Origin of the sequence: Streptococcus sp. LYSM12, assembly GCF_004569635.1 — a bacterium.
Classification (GTDB): Bacteria; Bacillota; Bacilli; order Lactobacillales; family Streptococcaceae; genus Streptococcus.
The window spans coordinates 1-15,075 of sequence record NZ_SPOZ01000018.1 but is presented as its reverse complement, the minus strand read 5'-3'; the positions used below and the strand labels follow the sequence as shown (position 1 = coordinate 15,075).

17 protein-coding genes and 1 riboswitch are annotated in these 15,075 nt (G+C 41.0%); of the genes, 6 read left to right on the top strand and 11 right to left on the bottom strand.

Annotated features, from left to right (window positions below):
• Positions 1–94 precede the first annotated feature (94 nt).
• The 4 genes from E4T79_RS06960 to E4T79_RS06945 all read right to left on the bottom strand — a co-directional run bounded on the left by E4T79_RS06960 (position 95) and on the right by E4T79_RS06945 (position 3,323).
• Positions 95–568, bottom strand: a complete 474-nt coding sequence (locus E4T79_RS06960) for an aminoacyl-tRNA deacylase (protein ID WP_135028943.1) — start codon at positions 566–568, stop codon at positions 95–97.
• Entirely contained in the window at positions 568–1,410 is an 843-nt protein-coding gene (locus E4T79_RS06955) for a DUF368 domain-containing protein (protein ID WP_135028941.1), read from the bottom strand. The genes E4T79_RS06960 and E4T79_RS06955 overlap by 1 nt, the downstream gene beginning before the upstream one ends.
• Positions 1,411–1,733: 323 nt before the next feature.
• On the bottom strand, positions 1,734–2,291 hold the full coding sequence (gene thiT / locus E4T79_RS06950) for an energy-coupled thiamine transporter ThiT (RefSeq protein WP_135028939.1): 558 nt from the start codon (positions 2,289–2,291) through the stop codon (positions 1,734–1,736).
• A gap of 64 nt (positions 2,292–2,355) precedes the next feature.
• Positions 2,356–2,451: riboswitch (TPP riboswitch) on the bottom strand.
• A gap of 26 nt (positions 2,452–2,477) precedes the next feature.
• Positions 2,478–3,323 carry a glycoside hydrolase family 25 protein gene (locus tag E4T79_RS06945; RefSeq protein WP_135028937.1) on the bottom strand — a complete coding sequence of 282 codons (846 nt, stop codon included), beginning with the start codon at positions 3,321–3,323 and terminating at the stop codon, positions 2,478–2,480.
• A 131-nt stretch (positions 3,324–3,454) separates the two neighbouring features.
• On the opposite strand from E4T79_RS06945, the gene E4T79_RS06940 reads away from it, so the two are divergent.
• Both E4T79_RS06940 and E4T79_RS06935 read left to right on the top strand, forming a co-directional pair.
• The gene (locus tag E4T79_RS06940) at positions 3,455–3,964 is read left to right on the top strand and encodes a hypothetical protein (protein WP_228063813.1); all 510 of its coding nucleotides are present in this window, start codon (positions 3,455–3,457) and stop codon (positions 3,962–3,964) included.
• Positions 3,945–4,316 carry a DUF4430 domain-containing protein gene (locus E4T79_RS06935; protein ID WP_135028935.1) on the top strand — a complete coding sequence of 124 codons (372 nt, stop codon included), beginning with the start codon at positions 3,945–3,947 and terminating at the stop codon, positions 4,314–4,316. The genes E4T79_RS06940 and E4T79_RS06935 overlap by 20 nt, the downstream gene beginning before the upstream one ends.
• 165 nt (positions 4,317–4,481) lie before the next feature.
• Here the strand turns inward: E4T79_RS06935 and E4T79_RS06930 are convergent, their stop codons facing one another.
• Genes E4T79_RS06930 through E4T79_RS06920 form a run of 3 tightly spaced genes read right to left on the bottom strand, consistent with a single transcriptional unit; the run spans position 4,482 to position 7,560 of the window.
• Positions 4,482–5,726, bottom strand: a complete 1,245-nt coding sequence (locus tag E4T79_RS06930; protein WP_135028933.1) for an ABC transporter permease — start codon at positions 5,724–5,726, stop codon at positions 4,482–4,484.
• Entirely contained in the window at positions 5,727–6,422 is a 696-nt protein-coding gene (locus E4T79_RS06925) for an ABC transporter ATP-binding protein (RefSeq protein WP_135028932.1), read from the bottom strand. It abuts the gene before it with no gap.
• Complete coding sequence (locus tag E4T79_RS06920; RefSeq protein ID WP_135028930.1) at positions 6,385–7,560, bottom strand: efflux RND transporter periplasmic adaptor subunit; 1,176 nt, start codon at positions 7,558–7,560, stop codon at positions 6,385–6,387. The genes E4T79_RS06925 and E4T79_RS06920 overlap by 38 nt, the downstream gene beginning before the upstream one ends.
• Before the next feature lie 236 nt (positions 7,561–7,796).
• On the opposite strand from E4T79_RS06920, the gene gorA reads away from it, so the two are divergent.
• Together gorA and E4T79_RS06910 are read left to right on the top strand one after the other, a co-directional pair.
• The gene (gene gorA / locus E4T79_RS06915) at positions 7,797–9,146 is read left to right on the top strand and encodes a glutathione-disulfide reductase (protein ID WP_135028928.1); all 1,350 of its coding nucleotides are present in this window, start codon (positions 7,797–7,799) and stop codon (positions 9,144–9,146) included.
• 997 nt (positions 9,147–10,143) lie between these two features.
• A complete protein-coding gene (locus E4T79_RS06910; protein ID WP_135028926.1) occupies positions 10,144–10,668 on the top strand; it encodes a biotin transporter BioY in 525 nt (174 codons plus the stop codon).
• A gap of 617 nt (positions 10,669–11,285) precedes the next feature.
• Here the strand turns inward: E4T79_RS06910 and E4T79_RS06905 are convergent.
• Entirely contained in the window at positions 11,286–11,498 is a 213-nt protein-coding gene (locus E4T79_RS06905) for a YdbC family protein (RefSeq protein ID WP_135028924.1), read from the bottom strand.
• A gap of 99 nt (positions 11,499–11,597) precedes the next feature.
• Here E4T79_RS06905 and E4T79_RS06900 point away from each other — a divergent pair, with 99 nt between their 5' ends.
• Entirely contained in the window at positions 11,598–11,912 is a 315-nt protein-coding gene (locus E4T79_RS06900) for a hypothetical protein (RefSeq protein WP_135028922.1), read from the top strand.
• A gap of 271 nt (positions 11,913–12,183) precedes the next feature.
• Here E4T79_RS06900 and E4T79_RS06895 read toward each other — a convergent pair whose 3' ends face one another.
• Both E4T79_RS06895 and E4T79_RS06890 read right to left on the bottom strand, forming a co-directional pair.
• Positions 12,184–13,470: a U32 family peptidase gene (locus tag E4T79_RS06895; protein ID WP_135028920.1), complete on the bottom strand. Its 1,287-nt coding sequence runs from the start codon at positions 13,468–13,470 to the stop codon at positions 12,184–12,186.
• A gap of 11 nt (positions 13,471–13,481) precedes the next feature.
• Positions 13,482–14,411, bottom strand: coding sequence for a peptidase U32 family protein (locus E4T79_RS06890; protein ID WP_135028918.1), 930 nt, complete (start codon positions 14,409–14,411; stop codon positions 13,482–13,484).
• Between the two features lie 154 nt (positions 14,412–14,565).
• Here E4T79_RS06890 and E4T79_RS06885 point away from each other — a divergent pair, with 154 nt between their 5' ends.
• Positions 14,566–14,886: a DUF3270 domain-containing protein gene (locus tag E4T79_RS06885; protein WP_135028916.1), complete on the top strand. Its 321-nt coding sequence runs from the start codon at positions 14,566–14,568 to the stop codon at positions 14,884–14,886.
• 34 nt (positions 14,887–14,920) lie between these two features.
• On the opposite strand, the gene E4T79_RS06880 is transcribed toward E4T79_RS06885, so the two are convergent.
• Positions 14,921–15,075 (bottom strand): transposase (locus tag E4T79_RS06880; protein ID WP_194183744.1); only part of this gene is annotated, 155 nt, incomplete at its 5' end.

Here is a 15,075-nt window from a genome sequence, read left to right as displayed (position 1 = left end):
TTCTAGCATAAAACATTAAAAAAATCAGCTAGGATAGCTAATTTTTCTCACAAAGACACACGAAAATATAAGATGTCAAGAAAGGCTTCTCTGCTTATTTGACGGTTAAATCAGCAAATGTTGCGTCTACAAAATCAGCCAAGGTTTGACTATCAATGCGAATAGAGCGTCCAATTTCCCCAGCAGAAACAATCATCTCTCCTAATTCCATAGCGGATTGGTCGATGTAGATAGGAAAAGAATGTTTCTGGCGAATACCAACAGGATTGTTGGCACCATGAATATAACCAGTCGTCTTTTGCAAATCTTTCTGCGGAATCATAGTAACTTTTTTATTGCCTGAAATCTTGGCCAAAGCTTTTTCTGACAGATGTTCTGTAATAGGAACAATGCCGATGAGCGGACCTGTCTTATCACCTACCAAGGCTAAGGTCTTGTAGATGTGATCTGCTACTACATCTTCTGGGAGCTTGCCTTCAATAGCATTGATTTCAAGGCTATCATGGACAATCCCTGCCTTGTCTAAGATTTGATCCACCAAGGTTTTCTTGGTTTTCTTCTTGCTCATTATTTATACGTTTCCTCCAGTTTACTCATCCATAACCCGAGACAAACACCTAGGCCAAAGAGAAGCAAGGCAGAAATCCATGTACCGATTCCTGTACCAGCGTAAGAAATAGATTCCTCATTTCCCGCCTGTGGAATGAGAATCAAAAGGGTACTGGATAGGACAATCCCAATAATGAAATGATAGACCCGAGAATGGTAAACCTTAAGTGCATAATCCATCGCTTTTGAGAAAGCCAACATAGCAAGAACACCACCTATGGCAATTGGCAGGAAAGTTCCTAACAAATCAAGCGATTTAAAGCCATTGAGCATGGGAGTATAAATACCTAAAATGAGGAGCAGATTAGAGGGGCTAAGGCCCGGTATTAAAATTCCCAAAGCAATCAAGGCACCCGCTAAGACAAAGCTAGCAAAGCTAGCAGGTAGGGTTCCGACAAGATCATTGAGAAAATAAAGAACAAGCCCAGAAATCACAAATGTTCCACATAGCCAAGCAAGATCAATCGTGTCGCGTTTACCATACTGGGTCGATTCCTTGACTAGGCTTGGAATCGTTCCGACAATCGCCCCTGCAAAGCTCCAAAGAACAACTACTTGATAGTGTTCAAGGAGATATTCAACAGGATAAGAAAAGAGGGCAATACCTAAAATACCACCGATTCCCACTGGAATGAAAAAGAGAGTATTTTCGATAAAATTCTCCCGAAGATGCGCAAGAAAATGGATCATCCGCTCATAAATTCCCAAAATCGCAGCCAAGACACCACCCGATACACCCGGTAAGATAAATCCTAAAGCGATTATCATTCCTTTTACTATTCTTGCAATCCAAGATGCCATAAGTTCCTCCATAAAATAAACTATAATAGTGTAATGTTGCATTACCTAAGGACCAATGCTACTCATTCTAACGTCCCATTTCTAAGAATTTTTTGGTCAGAGGTAGATTTTGATAAGTATAGTCTTTTAGTTTGCTTTTAGTACTAGGCAAGGAGCTACAGGCTGTACTTAGAGTACGGCAAAGCGAACTAACGAAGTAAGAAAAGATAAACGAAACGACTATAACAAATAAAGGACGTTCAAAACGCTTCTATTATATCATATTTTAAGAAAAGCAGACAGGACTTTACTGTATCAAAGACAGGAATGAAAAAGAGTGCTCCTCATTTATTTGGTAAGAAAAAACGTGGACTGGTAGGAAGTAATATCCCCAGGACAATGAGCACAACAACGAGGGTCAAACCTCCTGCCGTTCCATTCACAATGAAAGAGTACCAGTAAGCAGACATCCCCTTAGGAGCATAGCTAGACCAGAAGATAACACCTGCGATGTAGTGAATGAGATAACGCACAAATACAGCAAAAATAGCCGCTAGAAAAGCATAGCCCAACGCTTGGCCTTGTTCTTTGGTCTTCAATGCCTTTTGAAACTGAGGAGCTAAACAGCCTGCTAGTCCCATTGCCATAAAAGCAAGGATATATTCAAGAAAGACTTGAACGACAGATAAGTAGTAGACCTTGAACAGAACAAAATGGAGCAATCCCCAGATCAAACCAGCCAATAAGCCGTATTTTGTACCTCGACGCAGGGAAATCAGCACCAAAGGGATGGCACCAAAGGAAGGATTAAACCACCCCATAAAATCAGGGATAAGGGACAGGGTCATAGCAAGAGCAGCAAAGAGAGCCACTTCAACAGGGGCATTGAGGTTTTTGGACATAAAGAAAGACTCCTTTTCTTCACAAAAGGAGCCATTGGTTTTAATCATACCAGTAATCAACAAGTATCATTTCAAACACAATCCCTACGCTAGTGTTAACTAGATCAGGTTCGAGGATTTCGCAGGTGCGATCTCAGCCGAAGCACTCCTTTGTGATGGATATTTAATTACGTTTAGTATAGCATATTATTCCGGGCTTGTAAATAACTTTTGATAGACTTCATTTGGATCTTTGAGAGTGGTGATTAAATTGAGGTCTAAATGATGTGCAAAGCCATTAAGAGAGCCTACTGATGTGTATTGGTGCAAGTCATAATCTAAATCAGTGTTGGGAGCCGCATTGTAGTAACCTGAATTATTTCCGTAAGTCGGAATCCAAAGGGCAGTAAACTTATCTACAGAAATCTGGTGCTCTTCCATGAAGTAGGTTCCGATGTAGATGCCAATATTTTTAGCCCCCAGGTTCTGTAACTCTTGGCGAAAGGCTTCGACACCGGCATTCATGTCATCCATTGTTTTATCCTCAACATCCAACCAATAATAGGTCGGTTTAAATTTGTAGGAAGCTTCGTAGAAAGATTTTGCCTCCTTTTTCATGGACTCCACACTATTTCCAGTAACATAGGCATAGACCGCCACAGGGATACCACGTGCTTGAAATTCCTTGATGTGAGTCTGATAATGCTTATCGATTCCTTTTTCATCAGATGCATTGTTATCTTTTCGTGTGTGTGAACCACTCTGTACACGAATAATCGCACCAGATATGTTGGAAGAAAGAGTATCGTAGTCAATATCAGATGGGCGTTGCCAGCCAGATACATCAATGATGGGTTTCATATCCAGCGCGTTTGTAATGCGGACGGTACTAGCATGGTAACTAGGTGCGGTCGATTTATTTTCACCAAGCTGTTGAATTGCTTCTTGCTTGTCTTTTTCTTGTTCCTGATTCGTTGCATTTATCGTTAGGATAATGCCTGCGAAAAATAAGAAGAACAAGGCAACAAGGACAGGATGTATTTTCTTTCTCATTGCTCCTATTTTATCCTAAATAGAGAGAAAAATCAAAAAAAATAAGCTAAAAGGAGGAGAATTTATCTTGACAGCAAAGGGAGAATCCGTTACCCTAGAAGAGGAAATAAAATAGAAAGTGCCATGCATGTATGATGTCAACAAGACGAATCAGCCAGATTATCATTCTTGCAGCCTTATCCATTACATTGCGATTTGCCTTTGCTGCCTTGCCAAATATCAAGCCAATTTCAGCTATCTTTTTAGTCAGTCTTTGCTTTCTTCCTTTGAATGACAGCCTCTGGATTATGGCTTTAACCATGTTAGGAAGTAGTCTTCTATTTGGATTCAGCCTAGTGGTTTTTTGGCAGATAGCTAGCTTTGCCATTGTAATGCTTTTGTGGCGTATCTTTGTAACTCCTTTTATCCGTAAAGGGCAACTGGCGTTAACGTTACAGAGCCTACTTGCAGGAATTATCTTATTCTTATATGGTTTTTCAATCAGTCTTCCAATTGCGTGGCAATATGGGACAAATCCGATTGTCTATTGGCTAAATGGCCTGTCATTTGACATCTTACACAGTGTTTCAACTTTTTTATTCTATCCCATTATTTATTCTATATTTAGGAGATACTACCCTTATGAAAAAATTAGTCCTTAGCGTTTTGTCGATTATTGCAGGTATTTTTTTAGTAGCTTGCCAACCGCAAACAGCTTCAAAAAACGAGCAAACTCTCACAGCCACATTAAAAATTACCTTCCCAGACAATAAAGTTGTTGAGAAAACTGTATCATTCGAAAAAGATGACTCAGTGATGGATATTTTAGAAGAACATCACAAAATCGAAGAAAAAGATGGACTGGTAACTTCTATTGATGATGTTGATCAGAAACCAGAGAAAAACACCTATTGGATGTATGATGTCAATGATGAGTTAGCTCCAAAAGGTGCTAAAGAAATGCATCTCTCAGACGGTGACACAGTTGCCTTCTACCTTCAAACTTTCCAATAAAAATCGAATAGAGAGGACACAAAAAGTCCGAGAATAGTAAAAATCGCTTAAATCAAAGGCTAAAAACCTTAATTTAAAGCGATTTTTATTATACTATTGTTCTAGCTTTAGCTAGCTCCTCACTGCTTTTCATTTGTGACCAGCCTAGCTATCCTCGCAGGGGTCTTATTCATGACGAAGCGCTTCAATTGGATTGAGCTTAGAAGCCTTGTTGGCTGGTAAGACACCAAAGAGCATGCCGACTGCCGCCGAAAAAGCAAGACTGCCAAGCACGACTGGAATAGAAATAACAGCCGTAATTTCCCCACCTAGCGCCTTGGTTACATTGATAGCAGTAACAGCTAATTGTGCGATTCCAAGACCAAGTAGACCACCTAGACTGGTCAAAACCATAGCTTCAATCAAGAATTGCAAGAGAATATTGCTACGAGTCGCCCCAAGGGCTTTCCGTAAACCAATCTCACGCGTACGTTCTGTAACAGATACTAGCATGATGTTCATGACACCGATACCACCGACAAGGAGAGAGATTCCTGCAACCGAACCGATAAATAGGGTCATTCCTGATAGTTGAGCATTGAACGTTTCTAAAAATTGGGAGAAATCTTGAATATCATATTTCGCCTCTCTAAGATGAGTAGCCCTAGTCAAATAAGCTGCTGCTGCTCTCCCTACTTCTGAAGACCGTGAAATATCTTTTACATGCACATAAACTTGAGCATTTTCAGAAGCTCCATTTTCTGCAGCAACTTGAGTATTGGTCATCAAGGCTGCACCTCCAGCACCAAAACTAAGGATACCACCCTCACCTTTTTCTTTGTAGACACCAACCACCAAGTAAGCCTTATTGGCTAAACTGATTGTCTGGTTGAGGGCAGATGTCGCATCACCAAATAATTTACTAGCTGTTTGTTCATCCAACATAATGATGCGAGCGAATTGAGTATAGTCATTTGCAGTAAATTTACGACCTGCTATGAGCGAGATATCCTTTACATCAAAGTAGTTTTTGCTGACTCCTGTAATGAAGACACTATCCACTTTTTTTGCACCGACGCTAATTTCACCATTGTTACTATTAGTTGTATAGTAATTGCTGACACCGTCGACTTCAAGCAAGCCTTTCAAAATCCCGTCTGTCAAAGTTGGCTCTGGTTCATCAATCATTTGTGATTCGGTAAAATGAGTTGCAAAGCCATCTTGAACCGTTTCAGTAACCATATTAGAGAAATAGAGTTGCACATTATTGCGATCACCGGCTAAGGCGTCAGATAAGCTTCTTTTAAACCCCTCCCCCAAGGCCACAATCACAACAACTGAAGCAATACCGATAATAATCCCAAGCATGGTTAAAAGCGACCGCATCTTGTGGGCAAGGACAGATTTTAAGGCAAATTTGACATTTTCCATTTAGTTCCCCTCCTTGCGAATATCTTCAGTAATGACACCATCACGGAGGACGATGCGACGTTTGGCGTATGCAGCGATTTCTGGCTCATGGGTTACCATGATAATGGTCTTGCCCTCCTGGTTTAGCTCTGTTAAAAGCTCCATAATCTGTTCACCTGTCTTTGTATCAAGAGCCCCTGTTGGTTCATCGGCTAGAATAATGGACGGACTGTTGACCAGGGCACGTGCAATCGCAACCCGTTGTTTCTGACCACCTGATAACTCAGACGGTAAATGCGCCATCCGTTCGCCTAACTCAACCTTTTCTAAAAATTGCCGCGATAGCATCTTACGCTTGCTAGCAGGCACTCCTGCATAAATCAAGGGTAATTCTACGTTCTGCAGAGCATTTAACTTAGATAGAAGAAAGAACTGCTGAAAGACAAAACCAATCTGCTTGTTCCGAACATGAGCCAGCTTCGTTTCTGAAATCTGACTGACTTCTGTATCTTCTAGAATGTACTCTCCTGCTGTTGGACGATCCAAAAGACCGATAATGTTCATGAGCGTTGATTTACCTGAACCTGACGGTCCCATAATCGCAAGAAATTCCCCTTCTTCTACTTCCAAATCAATATCTTTTAAAACGCGTAGTTCTTGCTCTCCATTTTTATAGCTCTTATTGATGTTGGTCAGCTTGATTAGTCGTTTCTTCATTCGCTTCTACCTCTTTTCCATCTTCTAGGCTATCGTTTGGATTGGAGATGACGTGGTCGTCTACTTTTAGACCTCCTGTTACTTCTTGATACATTGCATCTGAGTTACCGAGAGTAATTTCAACTTTCTTAGCTTTTCCATCAGCAATGATCCAAACAAAGTTTTTATCTCCTTCTGGAACAACTGCACCAATTGGCACAAGAATTGTTTTACTATTATTGACAACTTCAATATTGACAGAAAATCCTTGTTTCAATTCTCCAACTTCGCTTGTAATTGCTACTTTGAATGGATACTTAGAACTTGAAACGCTTCCTCCTGAACCAGGGAGAGCTGTTGAGGTCTGACCATTTCCTGGGTAGTTTGAAATATAAGAAATCTTTCCAGTCCATACTTTATCAGGATAAACTTTTGAAGTAATCTTCACTTCTTGATCAACTGAAATATTTGCTAAATCATACTCAGAAAGTTCACCTGTCACCTGCAAGCTACCTTGATTAACAATATGAACAATCGTTTGATTGGTACTTGTATTCGATTTTGAAACGGATTTGTTGACCTCTACAACAGTTCCTACAACATTACTTGTCACAGTCGCCTCATTAAAAGCAGATTGCGCCTTAGCTACTGCTGCTTGTGCATCAGCATAAGCATCGTTCAAGTCCTGCATCTGCATGTCCACTGTCCGTTGTGCAGATGCAGTTGATTTGCTATCAACCGAAGCATCGCCTGTCAAATCAACAACCTGACCATTTGTACGCAAGTCATCAATTTGACGTCCCACCTTATCACGAGCTCTCACAGCCGTATCGTAAGCTGCCTGCAATTCACCTGTATCATACTGAACAAGTGGTGTACCGACCTGTACCTGGTCACCTTGGGCAACCAACACAGCACTCAAGTCACCTTTTGAAGGATCGTAATAAACATATTGCTCATCAGCTGCAGCAACCGTTCCTGATAATAGCGTTGAAGAGGCAATGGAACCTTCTTTAACTGCTGTATACGTTAGGCTTTGAGGAACAGCTGGCGTCTCTGTCTTGCTCCCCCCTAATAATAGTCCTCCTCCAATCAGCGCAGCTGCTGCTACCCCTAAGCCGGAAAACAAAATGATTTTGCTTTTCTTTGTCTTTAACATATCTTTTCTCCTTTTATACCAAGTGAACAATATTGTACTATATACATAATACAAAAATGCAATCAAGAATGCAAGTACTTCTGATACTATTTTACAAAAAAAGAGATTTTCTTGCCAGCACTCTTACCAACAATTTTCTTACAGTTTTGTAAGATTGAACAAACGTAGCCAATTTTTGCAGGAAGCCAAAAAAAGCGCTACAATAGAAGAAAACATGAAATCAGAGAGGATAATCTATGAAACGATATGATATGATTGCTATTGGGGGAGGTTCTGGGGGTATTGCTACTATAAACCGTGCCGCAGAACACCATGCTAAAGTTGCCGTGATTGAGGGAAATCTCCTCGGTGGTACCTGTGTCAATGTTGGCTGTGTGCCAAAGAAAATTATGTGGTATGGAGCTCAGATTGCAGAAGCCTTTCATCAATATGGATCTGAATATGGTTTTTCAGCAGATACCATCACCTTTGATTTTGAAACCCTAAAGAAAAATCGTGATGCCTATATCGAACGCTCAAGAAATTCTTATAACGGAACTTTTGAACGAAATCATGTTGATGTGTTCAAGGGGGTTGCCCGTTTTGTTGATGACCACACTGTAGAAGTCAATGGTGAACATATCTACGCAGATAAGATTGTCATTGCAACAGGTGCAAAGCCTATCTTGCCGAACATTCCCGGCGGAGAATATGCAAGTAGCTCAGATGATGTCTTTTCCTGGGAGAAACTCCCTCAATCTGTAGCCGTTGTCGGAGCTGGCTACATTGCTGTTGAAATGGCTGGTGTCCTCCATTCACTCGGTGTACAGACAGACCTCTTTGTTCGTCGCGATCGCCCTTTGCGGCGATTTGATTCCTATCTTACAGATGCTCTCATCGCTGAAATGGAACGAACTGGACTATCCCTTCATTCCCATAAAATCCCTCAGCGAATTGACAAAAATGTAGATGGTAGCTTGACTATTTCCTTTGAAGACGGTAGCCAGCACACTGCTGAAAAAATCCTCTGGGCAGTCGGTCGAAAGGCTAATATTGAGCACTTGAACTTAGAAGCTGTTGGAATCGGCGTTACTTCATCTGGACATATCGCGGTCAATGAATTTCAAGAAACCAACATCCCTCATATCTATGCCCTGGGCGATGTAACCGGTGAAAAGGAATTAACGCCTGTTGCGATTAAAGCTGGTCGCATACTGTCTGAACGCCTCTTCAATGGTAAAATCGATGCAAAAATGGACTACCAATTTATTCCAACTGTTGTCTTTTCTCACCCCGCGATTGGTACGATTGGCTACACGCAAGAAGAAGCAATAAGAAAATTTGGAGCTGAGAACATCAAGACTTATACTTCTACCTTTACCTCCATGTATACCGCTCTTGGAAGCAACCGACAAGCTGCCAAATTCAAACTGGTGACGGCTGGAGCAGAGGAAAAAATCGTTGGACTTCATGGAATTGGTCATGGTGTTGATGAAATGATCCAAGGATTTGCAGTAGCCATTAAAATGGGAGCTACCAAAGCCGACTTCGATGCAACAGTTGCCATTCACCCCACAGGCTCAGAAGAATTTGTCACCATGCGGTAAACCAAGATATGAGGGCGTAAAAAAAGCGAATGAAAAATAGGAAATACGACGAAGAAGCTCCTGCTTCTAGAAGTATTTATCTTTTTTCCGAGCTTTTAGCCCGAGTTCAATTAAACCAAGATACGAGGGCGTGAAGAAACTCCTGGACAAAATAGGCAATCGAAGCAGATTGCTTTGCAACCAATGAGATTGGTCTTTTTGTCAGAGAGTTTTAGCCCGAGTTCAGTTACATCAAGATACAAAGCCCGTTAAAAACTCAAAGCGAAAATAGGAAATTTGACGAAGAAACGTTAGTTTCTAGGAAAATTTATCTTTTTCGCACAGAGTTTAGGGCGGGTTCAATTAAACCAAGATACGAGGGCGTAAAAAAGCGAATGAAAAATAGGAAAGACGACGAGTGAAAAGCTCCAGTGGAGGTTTTCAGCCTACTTCCCAGGGAGTGCTTGCACCACAAACATCTATTTCCTTGCTTCAAAGGTATGCTATATCTTTAGAGCAAGGAAAATCTATACCTAAGGGTAGCTGTAACCATAGGCAACAACGGCTTTGTCCCCCTAAAGGGAGCCGTATCCGTAAGCGAACATAGTTCGCAACGGCTTCGTCTCTTTTTTTCCGAGCTTTTAGCCCGAGTTCAATTACACCAAGATACAAGGGCGTGAAAAAAGCGAATGAAAAATAGGAAAGACGACGAGTGAAAAGCTCCAGTGGAGGTTTTCAGCCTACTTCCTAGGTAACGTTTGCTCTGCAAACGTCTATTTCCCGCCTCCAAAGGTATACTATACCTTTGGAGCTAGGAAGATTTGTACCTAAAGGTAGCCGTAACCACAAGCTGATTGGAATCTGGTGGGATTAGACTGCCTCGGTTTCTACTGGATTGTTGGAGAGTGTGCCATAACAAATCTTCATTTTCCTGTGACAGCTGATAGAAAAAGGATTGACTTTTCCCGTCAATCCTTTTATAATCTCATTACTTCTTGCAAACTGAAAGGATCACAATATGAGTTCTTCATACACTAAATCACTCGTCTATCCTGCTATTGGAGCAGGAGTAATCGTTGTCTTATCTCAAATCATCATCCCGCTTGGACCTGTGCCTTTTACGCTACAGACGCTTGCAGTAGGACTAATTGCCAGTCTCTATCCTCCAAAAGAAGCTATCACCAGTATCGTCCTCTATCTCCTACTAGGTGCCATTGGGTTACCTGTCTTTGCAGGATTTTCAGGGGGCATAGCTAGCCTTTGGGGACCAACTGCGGGCTTTCTCTGGGGGTTTCTACTCTACGCAGGTATGACCGGACGACTTACATCACCTCAATCAACTCTCACCCAAGTCTTTCTTGCTAATCTTTTGGGCGACACCCTCTGCTTTGGATTAGGCAGTCTTGTTTTCTCCCTCATAACTCAGAGTAGTTTTAAAAAAACATTTGCTCTAACTGTACTTCCTTTTCTCATTCCTGATCTCGTAAAATTACTAATGATTACCATAGCCTATCAACCGCTCAGTCGTATCTTTAAAGGATAATGAAATAATCATCCAGTGGGTTATTTGCAGAATGTCGACATCCTCTCTAACATAAGAATTGGTGTGAAACCACACGATTCATACTCTGTGAAACTCAATATAGTCATTTCGTTTATCTTTTTATTACTTCGTTCACTCGTCTTGCTGTACTCCAGTACTACCTGCGGCTCCTTGCCTAGTACTAAAAATAAACGAAACGGCTATATCTGATTAGCAAACTGTGAAAGCTTGAGGGCAAGGATAGCAAGGCTCCCCTCCCTCTCAACCAAAGATAGAATGGGATATTCAGCAAGATGAGCTAACGAGGAAGAAGTTGATTTTTGATAGGTCTAAACGCTTAAAAAATGAAGCAAGCCCCTCTGAATGGGCAATAAAAAAGTTGAAGAAACCTGTCCAAAATAGACTTTTTCTTCAACCCGACCAACAGTCCTGTGGACTGTTTTTAGTTGGACCTGGGAAGTAAAGAGCAACTTAAGTCAGAAGAGTGATTGTTCTCACTTCTCTTCTATAGTCATTTCGTTTATCTTTTACTACTTCGTTAACTCTCTTTGCCGTACTCTAAGTACAGCCTGCAGCTCGTTGCCTAGTACTAAAAGTAAACTAAAAGACTCTATCTCTCAACTCCGAAAGGCATCGAGTAACACCTGGAATTCTTCATTAGATAAGGTAATTCCCTTGCCCATCTTGCTATGATCTGGACTCCATGTCCGTATATCGTACTTGGCAGGTGCACCATTAAAGCTCACCCGATTCAATTCCTTGGTCCAACCTTTCTCGTTTTCGGACAAAACAAGTAACTTTTCTTCAATTTTAAATGTAAATTCTGCCATTTTTCCTCCTCAATACTCTATTCGTAAAAATTTGTAAAAACTTGTCTTTTCTAAAAAATTCCGATATGATAATTGTATCAATCTTTGGAGCATTTTACCATGAAAAAGTTTCTATCCATTCTCCTTTATCACCTCAATGTCTTTTTAGGCAACCAACAGCCCCATAATGACACGCGAGAAAATGAAGATTCACCTCATCTAGATATGATTCAGCTGGCTCTCTATAAAAAAGCAGCTATCCACATCATCTATGCAGATAAGAGCTTTACAGGCGAAATTGTCAAATTTGACCCTGACGAGAACCGAATGATTGTCAAAAACTTCAAACGAAATGTGACCAGTATTATTACACTCAGTGATATTCAGCGAATTTCTCTTGTACCAGATGGGATTCGCCAATCACAAAAACAATAAATTAGCTGCCTGATGAATGAACATCAGGCAGCTTTTTCTCTCCATTCCATACAACCTCAAGAGGGATTAGGCAAACAACAATGATTGCCACAAAAGCATGCACCAACTGCTAAAAAACTCAGTGGGAATAAAGCATATCAAAATCCTTTAGCTTAGGACCTGATGTTGAAAAATAGGGGTATCTATCGAAAAAGCGGGCAATACTGGCAAAAAGCACGTTTGAATGAACGACGAAAATGATGAAGAGAGATTTTACTCCCCTATAATAGTATTAAGTACGAATAGTCAAGGATTGTCCGTCTTCCTGATACAGGTTAATAAGTCCCGACTTACAGGCACGTACCATATCTCCAGGATAAACTTCCTGCGGGAGGCTAATGGTTAAAAGTTCCATTGGGCGATTAGCACGATCAATCGGGTGACCGTCTGAATCACGCAAGTCCGTAATAGTCGTTTCAAAATGACGGAAGCCTGGTCCGTAGAACTCGACCTCATCTCCTTCATTGATAACATTGCGCTGACGAATGGTTGCCGTCATGGTTGCTTTATCAAAGGCAACAACTTCCGCGATAAATTTATACTCAGGAATCTTACGACGAGCTCCGAATAATTGCTCATTTTCTGTCGGTGGGTTGTAGTAGAAACCTGTTGCCAGTTCACGCTGGGCTACTTTCCACATCTCATCAATTAGCTCTTGCTTAATCGCTTCAAATTTTTCTGGGCTCTCCAAGTAAGCATCGACTGCTGCCTTATAACAGTTGGTCACAGTGGACACGTAGTGAACGGACTTCATCCGTCCTTCAATTTTCAGGCTGTCAACTCCATTTTCAATCATATCTGGGATATGATCAATCATACACATATCAACAGCTGACATAGAAAATTCTTCAGGTACTTGTCCTTGGATACTTCTGCGTTCTTCCCCAAATGGCAAATCATAAAGATTGTATTTCCAGCGACAAGATTGTGAACATCCTCCACGATTGGCATCGCGGTTACTCATGTGATTGGACAAAACGCAACGTCCAGAATAAGAAATACACATCGCCCCGTGAACAAAGGCTTCAATCTCAACGCTAGTACGCTTGCGAATTTCAGCCAATTCTTCCATGGTTACTTCACGTGCCAAGACAACCCGTGTTAAGCCTAATTCTTTCCAAAATTCAAAGGTTTCATAGTTGGTTGATGAGGCCTGCGTTGACAGGTGGATCTCCAGACCTGGTGCTTCTGTCGCACAAATCACAATCAAGGCAGGATCTGACACAATAACCGCATCAAGCCCCATATCCCGTAATTCACGAAACCAAGCTCCTGCTCCTACTTCGTTACCCTCGTGGGTCACCATGTTAGCCGCTACATAGACCTTGGCACCATGTGCATGAGCATAAGTAATCCCCTCTTTCATTTCCTCCATCGAAAAATTTCCGGCACGACTACGTAAACCATAAGCTTGACCGCCAACAAACACGGCATCTGCTCCGTAATCAATAGCTACCTTTAATTTTTCCAAGGTTCCAGCAGGTGATAAGACCTCCGGACGTTTTAACTCTCTCTTCATTATACCGTTTCCTATTTTACCTTATCTCTATCGTAGTCGTAAAAGCCTGTATCCAGCCCTCTCTCCTTTGGATGTAATTTGCGGATCTGTTCATCCAGCAAAACAGCCCGATCGTAAGTCAGTTTGCCCACTTCTGCTAAGTTTCTTGCTTCAACAAATAATTTGACAATTTCTACAAAACGTTCACCTGGGCAGTAAATCCCGTCTAATTTCCAGTGCAGATAATTGTGCTCAACTAGCTCGTTCAACTTCATCATCATATCAATATCGTTGTTGATGAAAATATGCGTTCCATGCTTGTCCTCGTAAATCGAATAATGACTATCTGGATTGCTTGGTTCTGCTAGGAAAAGTCCACGCTCTCGTGACAAATCTGTTTCCTCTGCCTTTGTGAAATGATAGTAATTCTGCAAAAGGGTTCGTTTAGAATGGTGAATAACGGATGCACCGTAAACCAAAATCTCCGCTGGAATTTCAAGATTTTTAGCAATATCAAAGAGTTCCTCAGAGGGAATCTCTCTAGCTAGTACCGCACCAACCGCACCATGATCTTTCCAAAAATTAATCTGACGGCTAGAAGTCACAAAGACAGATGTGTCGTAGATTAACTTAAAATGATAACCATCGCGCTTGTTGATATAAAAAATACCTGTGTCACCTACTACCAGATAGTCCACCTGAATTTCTTTCATCAATTCCATGAAAGGTTGGATGGAGTCCATCATATCTTGGTGCATAAGGGCATTTGCAGCAACGACCAATTCCTTACCAGCCTCATGTGTCAAGTGCGCAATTACTCTCAGCTCATCATAGGTAAAGGAATGGGGAATCCGCAAGGCGTAGTCCGCTTCTCCCACATAAATGCGGTCTACTCCCGCTTCTAATAGTTGTTTAACTTGTTCAATACTTTCAGCAGTTGCTGTAATAACAATTTTTTCCATGACGTCCATTATATCACAATCTTTTATATTCTTCAGCACTTCCCTCAATTTTAATGTTCAGACTTTTCTCATTTTTTTGTAATGAAAATGTAATAATTTTGTTACAGAAAACAAGCATTATTATGGTAAACTTGTTAGGCGCAAAGGAGACGATATGGCACTCAGACAATACCGGCCTGACCATTACGAGTATGACAATTCTATCCCGAAAGAGCAACAACAGGCCACCTATCAAGCATATCACGCAACCAATCCAAACAAAGAACGAATCAACGAATTTTTCTTTTTTTTGAACATTGCTATTTTTAGTGTGATTACCGTGATTGCTACTTATATTTATCTTTCAAACCACGTTCCTGTCTTTCTAGCTTTTATTTTAGCGATTGCAACAGGACTATTTGGACTAAAATTCATCCAATTTCTAATAAAGAAAAAACGTCATCAAATAAAAAAACAGAACCCAAATAAAAAATAATGGGTTCTGTTTTTTGTGTAGAACATATATATAATCAACTGAAACAAGAACAGGACAAAAGTGCCTCAATGAAAGTATGGGCATTTGGCAATACTTTTCTGAGGTGTTTTTTGATGTGAGCCCATGTTTTCTCGATGGGATTGTACTCAGGTGAGTACGGAGGAAGTGGTAAAATTCTATGCCCCTGCT

Excerpts from the sequence above, each read along its gene's own strand:
- E4T79_RS06960 (WP_135028943.1), bottom strand. The coding sequence starts at position 568 with ATGAGCAAGAAGAAAACCAAGAAAACCTTGGTGGATCAAATCTTAGAC.
- E4T79_RS06955 (WP_135028941.1), bottom strand. The coding sequence starts at position 1,410 with ATGGCATCTTGGATTGCAAGAATAGTAAAAGGAATGATAATCGCTTTA.
- thiT (WP_135028939.1), bottom strand. The coding sequence starts at position 2,291 with ATGTCCAAAAACCTCAATGCCCCTGTTGAAGTGGCTCTCTTTGCTGCT.
- E4T79_RS06945 (WP_135028937.1), bottom strand. The coding sequence starts at position 3,323 with ATGAGAAAGAAAATACATCCTGTCCTTGTTGCCTTGTTCTTCTTATTT.
- E4T79_RS06940 (WP_228063813.1), top strand. The coding sequence starts at position 3,455 with ATGATGTCAACAAGACGAATCAGCCAGATTATCATTCTTGCAGCCTTA.
- E4T79_RS06935 (WP_135028935.1), top strand. The coding sequence starts at position 3,945 with ATGAAAAAATTAGTCCTTAGCGTTTTGTCGATTATTGCAGGTATTTTT.
- E4T79_RS06930 (WP_135028933.1), bottom strand. The coding sequence starts at position 5,726 with ATGGAAAATGTCAAATTTGCCTTAAAATCTGTCCTTGCCCACAAGATG.
- E4T79_RS06925 (WP_135028932.1), bottom strand. The coding sequence starts at position 6,422 with ATGAAGAAACGACTAATCAAGCTGACCAACATCAATAAGAGCTATAAA.
- E4T79_RS06920 (WP_135028930.1), bottom strand. The coding sequence starts at position 7,560 with ATGTTAAAGACAAAGAAAAGCAAAATCATTTTGTTTTCCGGCTTAGGG.
- gorA (WP_135028928.1), top strand. The coding sequence starts at position 7,797 with ATGAAACGATATGATATGATTGCTATTGGGGGAGGTTCTGGGGGTATT.
- E4T79_RS06910 (WP_135028926.1), top strand. The coding sequence starts at position 10,144 with ATGAGTTCTTCATACACTAAATCACTCGTCTATCCTGCTATTGGAGCA.
- E4T79_RS06905 (WP_135028924.1), bottom strand. The coding sequence starts at position 11,498 with ATGGCAGAATTTACATTTAAAATTGAAGAAAAGTTACTTGTTTTGTCC.
- E4T79_RS06900 (WP_135028922.1), top strand. The coding sequence starts at position 11,598 with ATGAAAAAGTTTCTATCCATTCTCCTTTATCACCTCAATGTCTTTTTA.
- E4T79_RS06895 (WP_135028920.1), bottom strand. The coding sequence starts at position 13,470 with ATGAAGAGAGAGTTAAAACGTCCGGAGGTCTTATCACCTGCTGGAACC.
- E4T79_RS06890 (WP_135028918.1), bottom strand. The coding sequence starts at position 14,411 with ATGGAAAAAATTGTTATTACAGCAACTGCTGAAAGTATTGAACAAGTT.
- E4T79_RS06885 (WP_135028916.1), top strand. The coding sequence starts at position 14,566 with ATGGCACTCAGACAATACCGGCCTGACCATTACGAGTATGACAATTCT.